Source organism: Saliniramus fredricksonii (genome assembly GCF_900094735.1).
GTDB classification, from domain to species: Bacteria; Pseudomonadota; Alphaproteobacteria; order Rhizobiales; family Beijerinckiaceae; genus Saliniramus; species Saliniramus fredricksonii.
The window spans coordinates 1,886,545-1,901,038 of the sequence record NZ_FMBM01000002.1 but is presented as its reverse complement, the minus strand read 5'-3'; the positions used below and the strand labels follow the sequence as shown (position 1 = coordinate 1,901,038).

Genomic DNA, 14,494 nt, shown 5'->3' with positions numbered 1-14,494 from the left:
AGCGCCGCAGGAAGGGCGCCGGCGGATTTTACGCCCGGCGTCCGCGCTCCCGGATCAGGCTTTGACGGCGCCGGCGAGATGATCGATCGCCGCCTGCACGCCGCCGCGCTCATGCGGCACGTCGAGCGCCTGCAGGGCCATCTCGACGGCGCCGAGCATGCCGAGCACCATCGGCGCATTGGTATGGCCCATATGGGCCAGCCGCAGTGCCTTGCCGGAGAGTTCCCCGATTCCGACGCCGACGACGACGCCGCAATGCGTCTTGCAATATTCGAGGATCGGCTCCGGCATGTAGCCGTCGCCCATCAGCACGCAGGTCACCGAATCGGCGCGGGCCTGCGGCACTTCGATGTTGAAATCGAGCGCACCGCCGCGCGACCAGACCCCGACCGCCGCCCGCGTCGCCTCGGCGAGCAGGCGATGGCGGCGCCAGACGGCATCGAGCCCTTCCTCGAACAGCATGGCGAGCGCTTCACGCAGGCCGAAGAGCATGTGCTCGGGCGGCGTGCCGCAATATTTCTGATAATGCTGCGGGCCGTGGCGCTCGGTCCAGTCCCAGTAGCGCGTGCGCAGATCGGCGCGGGCATGGACATCGAAAGCGCGCTGGTTATGCGCGACGAAGCTCAGGCCGGGCGGGGTCATCAGGCCTTTCTGCGAGCCGGAAAGCGCGACATCGATACCCCAATCGTCCATCGAGAAGGGCACGGTGCCCAGCGAGGCGATGGTATCGACCATGTAGAGCGCCGGGTGGCCGGCAGCGTCTATGGCCTTGCGGATGGCGGCAATGTCGTTGGCGACGCCGGATGCGGTGTCGATCTGCACCACCAGCACGGCCTTGATCGCATGTGCGGTATCGGCGCGCAGCCGTGCCTCGACTGCCTGGGGATCCACAGGCCGGCGCCAGGATTGCTCCAGCACTTCGACATCGAGGCCGAGCAGCCCGCCCATCTCGCCCCATCCCATCGCGAATCGTCCGCTTTGCAGGACGAGCACCTTGTCGCCGCGCGAGAGCACGTTGGTCAGTGCAGCCTCCCAGGCGCCGTGGCCGTTGGCGGCATAGATATAACAATGGCCCGTGCTCGTGCCGAAGATCCGTTTCAGCCCGGCGAGGCAGTCATCCGTGGTGGCGAGCAGGTCGCCGGCATAGATGTCGATGGCCGGGCGATGCATGGCGGAGAGGACACGGTCGGGAACCGTCGTCGGGCCGGGTATCGAGAGAAGCTCACGCCCGTTGGCAACTGTCATCGTGGAATCCGATCATGCTTGACGATAGGTATGCATGATCGTTGGCGAGGCATGACGCAAAGTCCAGCCCACATTTGTCGCAGCGCCCATGGTGTCTGTGCACGAAATACCCGCATATGCGTGCCATTTCGCCACGGCTGCATGTACCTTCGGATTTCTTTCCGGCACCCATGACCGGATGAGGAGCGCGAGACGCGCGAAACCAACTGCGATACACAATCATAAGATGAAAAATTGAAGCAATCCGCGAAAATTGCGGATCGTGTCGTCGCCCTCAGCGGAACATGTAGCCGAGATAGCGTTTGGAATCGATCGGATCGTAGCCGAGTTCGGTGCGCAACTTCTTGCGCAGCTTGCTGATATGGCTTTCGACCACGCATTCATCGACGTTTTCGTTGAAGACGCCGTAGATCGCGTTGAAGATCTGCGCGCGCTGGACACGTTTTCCGCGATTGCGCACCATGTATTCGAGAATACGACGTTCGCGCCGCGGCAGCATCAGTGTCTCGCCACGGATCTCCGGGTCGCGCCCGTCGAAATAGATCCGCATCTCGTCGATCTCGCACATTTCCGCGCGCTCGAGCGTCCGGCGATTGAAGGCGCCCACACGGGCCATGATTTCCTTCACATGGATGGGCTTGCGCACCACGTCGTCGACACCGGCGGCGAAGAGGCCGAGCGTCTGCTCCAGCGAATTGGTGTCGTTCATGGCGATCACCGGTGCCTGGCAACGGCTCTTGGCGAGACGCGGGTAGCGTTCGCGCTCGGCACAATCGCCCAGCAGGACCGCTTCGATCGCGGAGACGTCCGGATCATCGGCTGCGCTGATCCAGTCATGGAAATCGCCCGGCTTGAAGCCCATGGCGGCCACGCCCTCGCGATCGAAGCCGGTTCGATACCCGGTCGTCACGAGGTCCCTGTCATCAACAATGACGTACATCGATTACCCCCTTCTTGGTTGGTAATCGTATTGGTAGTCATCCGAAGAACGATAGCAAACGGAAAGGTATTAATTTTCGTTAGTAAATTTGCGCAAGGTTCAGACAGGTTTTCGTCTCACGGCACAATATGTCTCAAACTTATCCGAAATTTGTTTCTTCCTGAGGCGTGAATGTCCTGTTCCAATACAGTTTCGTCTTGTAGCCGACTTTGGCGCGCGCGAATAGCCGCGCTGCAACGGCTTTGTACACAACGGTTAAGCCCTTCTGAAACGAATTGCAGAGATCGCTTGCCCGGGCCTGATGCCGGAGCTGGTCTCGTCCTTGTGGACGCCGCCCGGGAGCTGTTGCGCGATGGCTCGCCATATGCGCAATTCGCGCTAGAATCGGGTGACCAGGTCCATATGCATGAGGGAGCGCGCTTCGTGGCCTTGAATCTGCTGAAGCTCTGTGTCGGGGCCGAGTCGATCCGCGATCTGGAGGAATGGATCGAGGAGACCCGTATCCTCGCGAAACGTCTGGGCCGCCCCTTCGAGCAGGCGCATACGACGCGTATGGTGCCCAAACGCGCCGGTGAGATCGTCGGCGGCGGCTCGCTCTACTGGGTGATCAAGGGGCAGATCAGTGCGCGCCAGAACCTCAAGGCGATCCGCCCTTTCAAGGATACGGCCGGTATCGGACGCTGCCATCTCGTGCTCACGCCGAAGGTGATCCCAGTCGAGCCGCGCCCGTGCCGCCCGTTTCAGGGCTGGCGCTATCTGGAGGCGAAGGATGCGCCTGCTGATCTCACCCGTGAGGCGGCGCAGGGGCTCGCCGCGATGCCGGAGGATATGCGCCGCGAACTGGCCGAGCTCGGCTTGCTGTGATCGCGTGCCTTGAACCGGTGCGGCAAATGGCTAGGCTGTGTGGCAGGCGACACGGATGGGGGATTCGCCTTGGCTGAACGACTGGCGGAGCAAGTGTACGTGAGCGGTGATCAGGCGCAGAAAGTCGCCGCACTGGAGCGTGCCCTGCGCGACAAGGGCGTGCGCATCACGCGCCAGCGCGCAGCCCTCCTCAGTGTTCTGGCCGCCGCAGGCGATCATCCGGACGCGACCGAGCTGCATCGCCGTGCCCGGGAGATCGACGCCTCCGTCTCGCTCTCCACCGTCTATCGCACGCTCAGCCTGCTCGAGGGCCAGAGCGTCGTCCAGCGCCACGCTTTCGAGGGGGCGCCCTCGCGTTTCGAGACGGCGGACGCAGCGCATCACGACCATATCATCGACCTCGAAACGGGCGATGTGATCGAATTCTACTCGGAACGCATCGAGCGCCTGCAGGCGGAAATTGCGGCGGAGCACGGCTACGAGCTGGTGCATCACCGCATGGAGCTGTATTGCCGCAAGGCCGGCCCGCGCGCGGGGAAGCGCGGACGCCGTCGGCGAAGCGAGGGCGATTTCGAAGGCTGATCGCCCCTCAGCCGCGCCCCAACCGGATTGCCGCCATGCTCGCCGCAACCGCGCCTGCGCCGAGCATCGCCGCACCAAGCGCGAAGAGCGTCATGTGGCTCTGCGTCAAGCCGAAGATCCAGCTCATCAGATAACCGCCACCGGCCTGAGCCAGCGCGAATGCGATGGTCATCGCCCCGAACAGCCGCGCCTGGGCCGGCCCGTGCGCCAACATCGCCGCGAGCCCCGCCGCGAGCGCGACCATGCCCGGCGTCAGCGCCCCGACGAGGAAGGCGGAGAGCGCCAGAACGGGCGCCTGCGTCGCGACGAGCGGCAGGGCCACGGCGGTGGCCTTCAGCAGCAGCGCGCCGATGAAGCTCGGCATCAGCCCGAAACGGCTTGCGATCAGCCCGCAGGTCGGCGCGCCGATGACGGCACCGACGCCGAATACGGCCCAGTAGATGCCGCCGGCGAATTCTCCCTGATCGAGACCGCGCGCGACGAAATCCGAGAGGAACAGCGTATGCGGCACGAAACCGATTCCGTCACTCGCATAGGCGAGGATGACCAGGAGCACCGTCAGCCGGCCGGGCAGGGCGGCAGAGGAGGGGACGGAAGGCAGCGCGGCTTGCGGCCAGAGCCGCCAGGTCGCGGCAGTGAGGGCGCAGGCGGCAACCCCGAGGGTGAGCCAGGCAACCACCAGCCCCGAGGCGGCGATGGCCGGCAGGAGCGTTCCCGAGAGAATGATGCCGAGACCGACGCCCACGAAGATCATGCCCGAGACCCGGGGCCGCGCTTCGGCGGAGGTGGCGGCGAGGATCGTGGCCGGGCCGAGCACCATGATAAAGGCGCCTGCCATCCCCGCCACGAAACGCCACGGCGCCATCCAGAAGAAACCCAGCGGCCAGGCGCAGGCGATCAGGCTGATTGCCGCCGCGACCAGTGCGCCGTTGAGGATGGCGATGCGCTCGGGGCGGGCAGCGAGCGCCTGCGCCACGAGCGCGCCGGCGAGATATCCTGCCAGATTGGCCGCACCGGCATAAGCTGCCTGCGTCTCGCTCAGCCAGTCCTGCGCGACCAGCGCCGGCAGCAGCGGCGTATAGGCGAAACGCCCCAGCCCCACGCCGACGAGCACGGCCAGCAATCCGGGAAGCCAGAGCGGGTTGCGGGCGATGGACATGCTGTCGGCTTTCGATCCTGATCAGGCGGGTGAGGACATGCGTAACGCATCCTCTAGCGCCGATCGGCGCCGTGGAATACCCGTTTTCGCATCGCGCCGGGCTCAGTAGGTGGCGCGTCCGCCCGAGAGATCGAAGACCCCTCCGGTGGTGAAGGAATTGTCCTGCGAAGCGAGCCAGGCGACCATTGCTGCCACTTCCTCGGTCTGCACGAAACGCCCGCGCGGAATCTTGGAGAGCATGAAGTTGATGTGCTCTTCGCTCATCTGATCGAAGATGCGCGTGCGTGCCGCCGCCGGGGTGACAGTGTTCACCGCGATATCGTGCCCGGCCAGTTCCTTGCCCATGGATTTCGTCAGCGCGATCACTGCCGCCTTGGACGCCGAATAGGCCGATGCATTGGGATTGCCCTCCTTGCCGGCCACGGAGGCGATGGTGACGATGCGCCCGTATCCGGCCTCGATCATGCCCGGGATCAGCGCCCTGCAGCACAGCCAGGTCCCGTCGACATTGATGCGCATCACCCGGTTCCATTCGTCGATCGGGTATTCCCAGCTCGGCGCATTGGCCCCGGCAATGCCGGCGGAGGTGACGAGGATCGCGACCGGCCCGTCTGCGCCCGCCGCCTGCGCCGCCGCCTCGACCGAAGCGTGCTCGGTCACGTCGACCGCGCGGGCGCTCACGCCTGCGCCGACCGCCTGCGCGGTCTCTTCCGCGAGCGCGCCGTCGCGATCCCAGATCTCGACCTGCGCGCCCCCGGCGACCAGCCGCTCGACCACCGCGCGTCCGATCCCCTGCGCGCCACCGGTCACCACCGCCTTGCGGCCCTTCACATCGATCTGGTTCATGATCGTCCTCCCCGATTGGATTGTTGTTGATGCCGGCCCCCTCCCCTGAAGGGAGGGAAATCACGCCCTTCACGCAGCGCTCGCCCTGACCTCTCTCCCCAGTGGAGAGTTAAGATTGCGCCCGCCATCAAGCGCTTGTCGCAATTTCCCACAGAATAGGCGCCCGCGCAGTGGTGGATAGGTGCGCGCATGCGTGAAGGGCATTGCCCTCGGCGCGCAGCAACGCGCGGCCCGGCCCGTTGCGCCGTCGGCGGGCGCGGTGCAGCATCATCGGGAACGACGCGGATGCATGCTGGGGAGATGCGCGATGGTCATGGTGAGAGACGAGATCGAAGCCGGCGCACGGGCGATCCTGTCCGCCCTCGATGGCGTTCACCAGATACCCCGTTTCAGCACGCGGGAACCGGCGCCCGATCTGGATGAGGCCTATGCCATCGCCGCCGCCGTCGTGGCGCAGCGCGTGGCGCGGGGCGAGCGGCCCGTCGGCTGGAAGGTCGGTTTCACCAACCGCACGATCTGGGACGAATACGACGTGCATGCCCCGATCTGGGGGCCGATCTATGATTCCGGCATTGCGCCCGCCGAGGACGGCGTCGCGCAGTGCAGCGCCGCGCTGTTCTGCGAGCCGCGCATCGAGCCGGAGATCGCCCTGCGGCTTGCGCACGTCCCCGATCCGCAGATGGATGACCGTGCGCTGCTGGCTTGCGTCGATGGCATCGCGCATGGGTTCGAGGTCGTGCAATCGCTCTTCGCCGATTGGCGCTTCGCCGCGAGTGACACGGTGGCGGGCTGTGCCCTGCACGGCTGCTACCGCCACGGGCCTTTCACTCCGGTCGATGATGCGGATGCCGATGCCTGGTGCGAAAAGCTCTCGCGTTTTCGCATCGCGCTCGGCTGCGACGGCGTCGCCATCGACGAGGGCGGGGCGGAGAATATCCTGGGCGGGCCTTTGCAGGTGCTGCGTCACCTGGTGCAGGGGCTCGCCGACAATCCCCATGGCTGGGAACTGCGCCCCGGTGACATCATCTCGACCGGAACCGTCACACGGGCGTTTCCGGTGAAGGCGGGGCAGCGCTGGGAAAGCACGATCACCGGTCTGCCCCTGTCCGGCCTGATCCTCGACATCCGCTGAGCCGGTCCCCGTCGCCGAACAGGAGTGAAATCATGAGCCTGCCTGAGGATCTCCGGATCGATCTCGGTCGTTTCGCGCAAACTCTCGAAGCCTCCTCGTGCATCGGCGCCGGGCGCGAGGGCGGCATGGCGCGCCTTGCCCTGAGCGATGCCGATCGCGAGATGCGCGATCTCTTCGTCACCTGGTGCCGGGAGGCGGGACTCGCGGTGCGTGTGGATGAACTCGGCAACATCTTCGCCCGCCGGGCCGGGCGCGAGAATGATCTGGCGCCGGTCCTGGTCGGAAGCCATCTCGACACGCAGGCCAATGGCGGGCGCTTCGACGGGATCGTTGGCGTACTCGGCGCGCTGGAACTGGTGCGCCGACTCGATGATATCGGGTATGAAACCCGGCGCCCGATCGAGATCGTCAACTGGACCAACGAGGAGGGTGCGCGCTTCTCGCCGCCGATGATCTGCTCGGGCGCTTTCGCCGGCGTTTATGATCGTGACTGGGTGCGCGCGCGTCGCGCCGATGACGGGCCGACGCTCGGCGAGGAATTGCAGCGCATCGGCTATGCCGGCGCGGCGCCGGTCGGGGGCTTCGTGCCCGATTCCTGTTTCGAGTTGCATATCGAGCAGGGGCCGATCCTTGATGCCGAGGGTATCGATGTGGGCATCGTCACCCATGCCTACGATTCGCACGGTTTTCGCGTCCAGTTTTCGGGTGAGACCGCCCATGCCGGCCCCTGGCCGATGGAGCGGCGCCGCAATGCCCTCGTCGCCGCCGCGCGGTTATGCGTGCTGGTCGACGATATCGGCTGGGATTTCGCCGAGAGCGGGGGCAAGTCGACGACGGCGCGGATTGCCGCCTGGCCGAACAAGACCGGCATCGTCTCTGACTGGTCGGAAGTGAATGTTGATGTGCGCCACGATGATCCGCGCATCGCGGGCATCATGGCCGAGCGAATCGTGCGGGCGGTGGGGCAGGCCGCGGCGCGCGCCGGCTGCACGGGCGAGATTGTCGAGCGTTGGAACTGGGGCGGCGCGATCTTCGATGCCGGCCTGGTCGCGGGCGTGCGTGAACAGGCTTTGCGTCTGGGTCATGCCACACGTGACCTGCCAAGCCAGGCCGGGCACGACGCCTATTTTCTCGCACGTATCTGCCCGACCGCGATGATCTTCACGCCGTGCCGGGACGGGATCACGCACAATCACCGCGAGGACGTCGCTCTGGAACGGTTGCGCGCGGGGCTGGATACGCTGATGCATGCCGTCGTCGCAAGGTCGCAGGCCTGAGGGCAGGGCGGGAAGATTGCCTGAAAGCGCTTGCGAATTCGTGATGGTCGTCGCGAGATCGACCCCGATATGCACGTGCAACGAGGCAAAGCGGCAAAATTTCGGCACTTGCCATGGCAAAACACCTCTGCTTACTCTGCTTTCGCGACGGAAGGTTCGCGTTCCGAGCAGGCCGTGCTTTTGCGTGAGCCTTGTGCTGGCTTTGCCATGTCGGTGGGTTTGCATGAGACATCTCGAAGCGGAAAGCCGATAATGCGCGTGGACCATCCGAACGGAATCAGCGAGCGCGGTCCCCGTCCGGGGAGCCGTGTCATCGCGCGAATCGGGCGTATAGCTGGGGAACCCGCCAGCCTCGCGTTCGAAGAAAAAAATGGAAATCATGAGGAGAACAGGGATGAAGACAAGGTTCAGCACACTGGCTCTGGCGGCAGCGCTGCCATTGACCATGATGGCGGCTGCCCCGGCATTGTCGGACGATCTGCGGATCGGTCTGAGTTCGGAGCCGTCCTCGATGGACCCGCATTTCCACAATCTGGGGCCGAACAACGCGCTGCGTCAGCACATTTTCCAGTCGCTGACCTATTCCGACGAGAACATGCAGATCCGGCCTTCGCTGGCCACGGCATGGGAAGCGACGACCGACACGACCTGGGAATTCACCCTGCGTGACGACGTGAGCTTCTCCAATGGCGATGCATTCTCGGCCGAGGACGTGATCTATTCGATCTGCCGCGTGCCGATGGTCGAGGGCTCGCCCTCCTCCTTCACCAGCTTCGTGCGCGACATCGTCGGCGTGGAGGTCGACGGTTCGACCATCACCTTCACCACGGACGGCCCGTCGCCGCTTTTGCCGACCAACATGTCCTCGGTGGCGATTCTCAACGCCTCGGTCTATGGCGGCGAGGGCGTGGAATTCTCCGCCGATGGCTGCGCCAATATGGGCGATCTGCCGGCTTCGACGGATTTCTCGAGCCCCGAGACGGCGATCGGTACCGGCCCCTACACGCTGGAGAACTTCGTGCCGGGCGACCGTATCGAACTCACCCGCAACGCCGATTACTGGGACGGCACGCCGAGCTGGGACAACGTCACCCTGCGCCCGATCGCCAATCCGGGTGCCCGCGTCGCGGCGCTGCTCGCCGGTGACGTGGACGTCATCGAGACGCCGCCGATCCAGGATTTCGACACCATCCGCGAGGCCGGTTTCCAGATCGACCAGGGCCTGTCGAACCGCGTCATCTATCTGCACATGGATAGCGGCGAGGAAGTGCCCCCGGGCGTGTCGGGCACCGACGGCGTCAATCCGTTTGCCGATGTGCGCGTGCGCGAGGCGATCTCCAAGGCGATCAACCGCGACGCCATCGTCGAGCGCGTGATGGGCGGCGTGGCCGTGCCGGCGGGCGAGCTTCTGCCTTATCCGCTGTTTGGTACCCGCGAAGACGCCGAGCCGGACGTGTATGATCCCGAGCGTTCGGCCGAGCTCCTGGAAGAGGCCGGCTTCGGTGACGGTTTCGAGATCACGCTCTCGTCTCCCAACGACCGCTACATCAACGCCGAGCGCGTGGCCCAGGCCGTGGCGCAGTTCCTGTCGCGGATCGGCATTCGCACGGGTGTCGATGCAATGACGGCCTCGACCTTCTTCTCCAGCCGCAACAACCAGGAATTCGGCATGTGGCTGGCCGGCTGGGGGGCGGCTTCGGGTGAGATGGCCAACTCGCTCACGGCGCTGGTCGCGACCCGCGATCCCGATACCGGCATGGGTTCGACCAACCGGCAGCGTTATTCCAACCCCGCCATCGACGCGCTCGTCATGGAAGCCCGCCGCACCGTCGACGACGATGCCCGCGAGGAAATCCTGCAACGCGCCTCGATCATGGCAATGGAAGACTACGCCACCGTGCCGCTGCACTTCGAGGTCACCCCCTGGGCCTTCGCAGAAGGTCTGGAACTCACGCCCCGCGTCGACCAGTACACCATCGCCATGATGGTCCGCCCCGCCGAGTGAGGCTGACGCGTCAGACGAAAATCACCGGCCGCCCACGGGCGGTCGGTTGCTTTTGACGATTGCCTTGACGACTGCCTGGCGCGGCGCGATTCTACGGTGATGAAACGCCTCTATTTCGCCTACGGCTCCAATCTCGAATTGCACGACTGGCGCGCCTATTGCCGCCGCCACGGGTTCCATGCCGACGGGCTGCAACCCCTTCATCCGGCCGTCGCGCCCGATCACACGCTCGCCTTTACCCGCTACTCGCAAAAACGCGGCGGCGGCGTGCTCGACATCCTGCCGCGTCGCGGCGCCGCCGTTCCGGGCATGCTGTTTTCCGTGTGCGATGCGACGCTCGCCGCCCTCGATCACAAGGAGGGTGCGCCGCGGGCTTATGAACGCGTGCCGATCACGGTGCTCGACGAGGACGGCGCGGAGATCGAAGCCTTCACCTACCGGGTGAGGCCGCAGGATCGCTTACCCTTCGTGGCACCGCATGCGGATTATCAGGCGGTTTGCGCGTCAGGGCGCGCGGCTTTCGGGATCGACGCGCGCATTCTGGAGGATGCGGCGGCGGGGCGCCCGGCCGGAGATATCCACACTGCCTTCGTCTACGGCACGTTGATGCGCGGTGAGCGCGGAGATCATCACTGGGCGCACGAGGCGGCGCCGCCGGACCCGCGCCCGGCGCGGGTGGCGGGCCTGCTCAAGGATTGCGGGCCTTATCCGGGCATGGTGCGCCCGCTGCCGCAGGAGGCAAGTCCCGAGGCGCACGTGCGTGGCGAACTGCTCGCCTTTGCCGATATCACGAGCGTGCTCGATGCTTTCGATGGTTATGAAGATTTCGCCGGTTATGGTGCGCTTGGCAATGTCTATCGTCGCGTGCCCGTGACAGCGCGGGAGGAGGCGGCATCAAGACCGGATGCCGCAATCACCGCCTGGGCCTATATCCTGCTCGACCATGACCGTTTCCCGATCATTGCCGGCGGCTGCTGGCGCAGTCACAGGCGTGCCGGCTGAACGCGCTTCAGGGCCTTTGGCACAGGTCGATCTGCGCGTTTGGCGCTTAAGCTGTCCGTCTCCGCCTGTATGATCCTGGTTCCATGACAGCGCCCCGGCGGGCAGGAGGGTACGCCATGACCGGTCCCGCGATTCTCGACATAGCCGATCTCGGCGCACGCATCCCCGACGGGACGCATCTCGCGATCGCGCCGGATTACAGCGGCTGCGCCATGGCCGTGATCCGCACGCTGCTGCGCCGACGCATCAGCGATCTGCGGCTCGTGGCGGTGCCGACGGCGGGGTTTCAGGCAGATATGCTGATCGGCGCCGGTTGCGTCACGCAGATCGAGGCGGCTGCCGTCTCGCTCGGGGAATACGGCCCCGCCGGGCGTTTCAACGCGGCCCTGCGCACGGGCAAACTCGCCATGCGCGACGCCACCTGCCCGGCGATTCATGCCGGCTTGCAGGCAGCGGAAAAGGGGATTCCCTTCATGCCGCTGCGCGGCATCATCGGCTCTGATCTCGTGGCGCAGCGACCGGACTGGAAGCTGATCGACAATCCCTACGGATCGCAGGGCCGCGACCCGATCCTGCTGGTGCCGGCCATCACGCCGGAAATCGCCCTGTTCCACGCCCCCGCCGCCGACCGGGACGGCAATGTCTTCATCGGCGTGCGGCGCGAGCTCATGCTGATGGCCCATGCCGCGCGGCGCACGCTCGTGAGTGTCGAGCGCATCGTCGATACCGATTTTCTGGCCGACGAGGCGCGTGCAGGCGCCACCATCCCCGCACTCTATGTCGAGGCGATCGCGCAGGCGCCGCGCGGCGCCGATCCGGTCGGCCTGTTCGGTGCTTATGGTGCGAACGAGGCGGCGCTCGGCGCCTATGCGCAGGCATCGCGCGATGATGGCGCCTTTGCCGCCTGGCTCGCGGGGGTCGACGCTGACGCATCGCAGACGGTGCCGGCATGAGCGGTGCGGCAGAGATCCACATCCGTGAAATCCTGATCGCGCGCATCGCGGCCATGCTCGATGGCTGCGGCCATGTCGCGGTGGGGGCGAGTTCACCGATACCAGGTGCTGCGGCTCTGCTCGCGCAGGCGCGCAGTCACGGGGCGATGCGCGTCTCGGTTCTGGGCAGCACGCGGCACAATTTCTTCACCGATGGCGGGCGCGAACTGTTCGATTGCGCCGCGCAGGGTCGCATCGACGCGTTCTTCCTGTCCGGCGGGCAGATCGACGGGGCGGGCAATATCAATCTGGTGGGGATCGGCGACCCGGCGCAGCCGAAGGTGCGTTTTCCGGGCTCTTTCGGCTCGGCCTATCTGGCCTTCCTCGTGCCGAAGATCATCCTGTTTCGTGAGGAGCATACGCCGCGCACGCTGGTGGAGCGGGTCGATTTCATCTCGGCGCCCGGCACCTCCGGCCCTGACATCTACCGCCCCGGCGGGCCCCGCGCTCTGGTGACGGGGCGGGCCGTGTTCGCGTTCTCGCCGGAGCGGGCGGGTTTCACCCTGCGCAGTGTGCATCCCGGTCAGACGCCGGAATCCGTCGTGGCGCAGACCGGCTTTCGCTTCGATATGCCGGACGCCGTGCCACACACGCCGCTTCCCGATGCCGATACGCTCGCGCTGATGCGCGGCGATGTCGCGCGTGCCGTGGCAGAAACCTATCCCGGTTTCGCCGCGCAATTGTGGGATCTCGCCGCCTGAAGCGATGGCGGCGGCTGCATGTCAGCCCTTCGAATCGTCCTCATCCGCGCCGCGCTTCAACCCTGCCAGCGCGCCGAACGGGTTTTCGCGTGATTCGGCCGGGGCGGGCTCCTCGAACACCACGCCCGGTTTGCGCGGGAACGGGTCGAGTCCGAGCGCGAGGAATTCGGCGGTGACACGACCCAGATCGATCTTGCCGTTGATGATCTCGTCTGGCGGGTCGATCCGGCGCTGCTCTTCTTCTTCCGGCGTCAGCTTGCGCCGTTGCGCGGCAGCGAAATCGAGATCGACCTCTTCCTCGATCTCGGTCTCGAACGGATCGAGCGACACGCCGCAAATCTGGCTCACACGCGCACGGACGATCCCCGTGACGCGTGCGCGCTTGCCCGAGCCCTCGACGCTGAAGACGCCTTCGAGGGCGTGGATCGCCGGGATGTCGAGCGCCTCGGCGAGCGCGGCCATCTCTTCGGCATCGGCAGTTATGGTAATTTCGGTCCCGTGGCGGGGCAGGCGCTCTGCATCAATCAGGCGCGCCAGCGGGCCCGGCTCGGGGGTCGGGGCGGCGGATCCCGTGGAATCCTCTCGGTCACGCGCCATGGTGATCTCCTGACGCCGCAGGCAGGGCGGTGGCGTAATCGGGACCATCGCGCAGCAGGGTGGCGAAATCCTGTTTTTCCAGAGCCGCTTCCGCCGCGATCATGTAGGCAGCCAGCGCCTGTGCCGGATCGCCGCGCTCCGTGACGTTCCGGTCGAGGGCATCCTCCAGCGCGGCGCGGTCGCCGTCGTCGAGGGCGCTGCCGTAGCTGCGGGCGCGTCCGTAGAAAGCCGTGACGAGTTTCTTCATGCGCTTGGGCACGGCGAGATCACCGACGCCCATGTCCCGCAGGGACATGTCGAGCCATTTGAAGAAGGCATCGACGAATTCCTGTGCGAAATCATCTGCCGGCGGCGGCAGATGCCGCAGGCGGCGCAGGATCAGCGTCATGTGCAGGATGACGGCTTCATAGCGGCCTTCCAGCGTGTCGGGCACGCCGAGATCGGTATAAAGCGGTTCTGCGCGCGATGCGGCGATCACGCGGGTGAGCATCGTCTGTACCGGGTCCTGGACGCGGTCCTTGCGAAACCAGTTGAAGATCATCGCCTCAGCTTTCCGGGCGCGCACGCCCTTGTCAAAAGATTCCAGTCGGGTTACGCCATTCACCCGGCCGGGCGCAAGTTCCCCGAAGCCGCAGTTCGAACGGACCAGCGCCGGAAGCGAGTCGCCATGAAGATGATCACCCGCCTTGCCGCCGTCATTCTGATCGCAGGCCTCACCTCGGCCTGCATGCAGGGTGAAACGTTCCAGCGCGGCTATATAGTTGATGAAGAGGCTCTGGAAAGTGTAGAGCCCGGCATGTCCGCCGAGCAGGTGCTGGAGACGCTGGGCACGCCTTCGACGGTGTCTACCGTCGGAAACCAGTCCTGGTATTACGTCAGCCAGACTGCGCGGCAGCAATTCGCCTTCCAGAAGCAGGAAATCGTCGAGCAGCAGGTCACGGCGGTTTATTTCACGCCCAACCTGCGTGTGGAGCGTGTGGCGCTCTACGGGCTGGAAGATGGTCAAATCTTCGATTTCATTTCGCGCACGACGCCCACGGGCGGGCAGGAGCAGAGCTTCCTCGCCAATCTCTTCCGGGGTGTGGTCGGCTTCAATCCGCTGCGCTGATCGATTTGCCGAAAGCCGAAACGCCGCTGCGCAAAGGTGACGCG

15 protein-coding genes are annotated in these 14,494 nt (G+C 65.6%); 9 read left to right on the top strand and 6 right to left on the bottom strand.

The window, feature by feature from the left end; genetic code table 11:
- Positions 1 to 54: 54 nt before the first annotated feature.
- Both GA0071312_RS15195 and GA0071312_RS15190 read right to left on the bottom strand, forming a co-directional pair.
- Entirely contained in the window at positions 55 to 1,245 is a 1,191-nt protein-coding gene (locus GA0071312_RS15195) for a pyridoxal-phosphate-dependent aminotransferase family protein (protein WP_074445649.1), read from the bottom strand.
- 274 nt (positions 1,246 to 1,519) lie between these two features.
- Positions 1,520 to 2,185, bottom strand: a complete 666-nt coding sequence (locus GA0071312_RS15190; RefSeq protein ID WP_074445648.1) for a response regulator transcription factor — start codon at positions 2,183 to 2,185, stop codon at positions 1,520 to 1,522.
- A 423-nt stretch (positions 2,186 to 2,608) separates the two neighbouring features.
- On the opposite strand from GA0071312_RS15190, the gene GA0071312_RS15185 reads away from it, so the two are divergent.
- On the top strand, positions 2,609 to 3,049 hold the full coding sequence (locus GA0071312_RS15185) for a DUF1489 family protein (protein ID WP_074446239.1): 441 nt from the start codon (positions 2,609 to 2,611) through the stop codon (positions 3,047 to 3,049).
- A 99-nt stretch (positions 3,050 to 3,148) separates the two neighbouring features.
- Positions 3,149 to 3,631: a Fur family transcriptional regulator gene (locus GA0071312_RS15180; protein WP_074446238.1), complete on the top strand. Its 483-nt coding sequence runs from the start codon at positions 3,149 to 3,151 to the stop codon at positions 3,629 to 3,631.
- Between the two features lie 7 nt (positions 3,632 to 3,638).
- Here GA0071312_RS15180 and GA0071312_RS15175 read toward each other — a convergent pair whose 3' ends face one another.
- Together GA0071312_RS15175 and GA0071312_RS15170 are read right to left on the bottom strand one after the other, a co-directional pair.
- Positions 3,639 to 4,790 (bottom strand): YbfB/YjiJ family MFS transporter, encoded by a 1,152-nt coding sequence (locus GA0071312_RS15175; RefSeq protein ID WP_074445647.1) that lies wholly within the window; start codon positions 4,788 to 4,790, stop codon positions 3,639 to 3,641.
- A 102-nt stretch (positions 4,791 to 4,892) separates the two neighbouring features.
- Positions 4,893 to 5,636 carry an SDR family NAD(P)-dependent oxidoreductase gene (locus tag GA0071312_RS15170; RefSeq protein ID WP_074445646.1) on the bottom strand — a complete coding sequence of 248 codons (744 nt, stop codon included), beginning with the start codon at positions 5,634 to 5,636 and terminating at the stop codon, positions 4,893 to 4,895.
- Between the two features lie 307 nt (positions 5,637 to 5,943).
- On the opposite strand from GA0071312_RS15170, the gene GA0071312_RS15165 reads away from it, so the two are divergent.
- From GA0071312_RS15165 to GA0071312_RS15140, 6 genes are all read left to right on the top strand, one after another.
- A complete protein-coding gene (locus GA0071312_RS15165; RefSeq protein WP_238947241.1) occupies positions 5,944 to 6,768 on the top strand; it encodes a 2-keto-4-pentenoate hydratase in 825 nt (274 codons plus the stop codon).
- Between the two features lie 32 nt (positions 6,769 to 6,800).
- On the top strand, positions 6,801 to 8,045 hold the full coding sequence (locus GA0071312_RS15160; RefSeq protein ID WP_074445645.1) for a Zn-dependent hydrolase: 1,245 nt from the start codon (positions 6,801 to 6,803) through the stop codon (positions 8,043 to 8,045).
- 394 nt (positions 8,046 to 8,439) lie between these two features.
- Positions 8,440 to 10,050, top strand: coding sequence for an ABC transporter substrate-binding protein (locus GA0071312_RS15155; RefSeq protein WP_074445644.1), 1,611 nt, complete (start codon positions 8,440 to 8,442; stop codon positions 10,048 to 10,050).
- Positions 10,051 to 10,149: 99 nt separating this feature from the next.
- Positions 10,150 to 11,052, top strand: a complete 903-nt coding sequence (locus GA0071312_RS15150; RefSeq protein WP_074445643.1) for a gamma-glutamylcyclotransferase — start codon at positions 10,150 to 10,152, stop codon at positions 11,050 to 11,052.
- A 116-nt stretch (positions 11,053 to 11,168) separates the two neighbouring features.
- A complete protein-coding gene (locus GA0071312_RS15145; protein WP_074445642.1) occupies positions 11,169 to 12,005 on the top strand; it encodes a CoA transferase subunit A in 837 nt (278 codons plus the stop codon).
- Positions 12,002 to 12,745: a CoA-transferase gene (locus tag GA0071312_RS15140; protein WP_074445641.1), complete on the top strand. Its 744-nt coding sequence runs from the start codon at positions 12,002 to 12,004 to the stop codon at positions 12,743 to 12,745. Before GA0071312_RS15145 ends, GA0071312_RS15140 begins: the two co-directional genes overlap by 4 nt.
- Positions 12,746 to 12,766: 21 nt before the next feature.
- On the opposite strand, the gene GA0071312_RS15135 is transcribed toward GA0071312_RS15140, so the two are convergent.
- On the bottom strand, positions 12,767 to 13,342 hold the full coding sequence (locus GA0071312_RS15135) for a YceD family protein (protein ID WP_074445640.1): 576 nt from the start codon (positions 13,340 to 13,342) through the stop codon (positions 12,767 to 12,769).
- Positions 13,332 to 13,883, bottom strand: a complete 552-nt coding sequence (locus GA0071312_RS15130) for a ubiquinol-cytochrome C chaperone family protein (RefSeq protein WP_074445639.1) — start codon at positions 13,881 to 13,883, stop codon at positions 13,332 to 13,334. Before GA0071312_RS15130 ends, GA0071312_RS15135 begins: the two co-directional genes overlap by 11 nt.
- A gap of 126 nt (positions 13,884 to 14,009) precedes the next feature.
- Between GA0071312_RS15130 and GA0071312_RS15125 the strand changes: the two genes are divergently transcribed.
- Entirely contained in the window at positions 14,010 to 14,450 is a 441-nt protein-coding gene (locus tag GA0071312_RS15125) for an outer membrane protein assembly factor BamE (protein ID WP_074445638.1), read from the top strand.
- The last annotated feature ends 44 nt before the right edge of the window (positions 14,451 to 14,494 follow it).

Excerpts from the sequence above, each read along its gene's own strand:
- GA0071312_RS15195 (WP_074445649.1), bottom strand. The coding sequence starts at position 1,245 with ATGACAGTTGCCAACGGGCGTGAGCTTCTCTCGATACCCGGCCCGACG.
- GA0071312_RS15190 (WP_074445648.1), bottom strand. The coding sequence starts at position 2,185 with ATGTACGTCATTGTTGATGACAGGGACCTCGTGACGACCGGGTATCGA.
- GA0071312_RS15175 (WP_074445647.1), bottom strand. The coding sequence starts at position 4,790 with ATGTCCATCGCCCGCAACCCGCTCTGGCTTCCCGGATTGCTGGCCGTG.
- GA0071312_RS15170 (WP_074445646.1), bottom strand. The coding sequence starts at position 5,636 with ATGAACCAGATCGATGTGAAGGGCCGCAAGGCGGTGGTGACCGGTGGC.
- GA0071312_RS15165 (WP_238947241.1), top strand. The coding sequence starts at position 5,944 with ATGGTCATGGTGAGAGACGAGATCGAAGCCGGCGCACGGGCGATCCTG.
- GA0071312_RS15160 (WP_074445645.1), top strand. The coding sequence starts at position 6,801 with ATGAGCCTGCCTGAGGATCTCCGGATCGATCTCGGTCGTTTCGCGCAA.
- GA0071312_RS15155 (WP_074445644.1), top strand. The coding sequence starts at position 8,440 with ATGAAGACAAGGTTCAGCACACTGGCTCTGGCGGCAGCGCTGCCATTG.
- GA0071312_RS15150 (WP_074445643.1), top strand. The coding sequence starts at position 10,150 with ATGAAACGCCTCTATTTCGCCTACGGCTCCAATCTCGAATTGCACGAC.
- GA0071312_RS15145 (WP_074445642.1), top strand. The coding sequence starts at position 11,169 with ATGACCGGTCCCGCGATTCTCGACATAGCCGATCTCGGCGCACGCATC.
- GA0071312_RS15140 (WP_074445641.1), top strand. The coding sequence starts at position 12,002 with ATGAGCGGTGCGGCAGAGATCCACATCCGTGAAATCCTGATCGCGCGC.
- GA0071312_RS15135 (WP_074445640.1), bottom strand. The coding sequence starts at position 13,342 with ATGGCGCGTGACCGAGAGGATTCCACGGGATCCGCCGCCCCGACCCCC.
- GA0071312_RS15130 (WP_074445639.1), bottom strand. The coding sequence starts at position 13,883 with ATGATCTTCAACTGGTTTCGCAAGGACCGCGTCCAGGACCCGGTACAG.
- GA0071312_RS15125 (WP_074445638.1), top strand. The coding sequence starts at position 14,010 with ATGAAGATGATCACCCGCCTTGCCGCCGTCATTCTGATCGCAGGCCTC.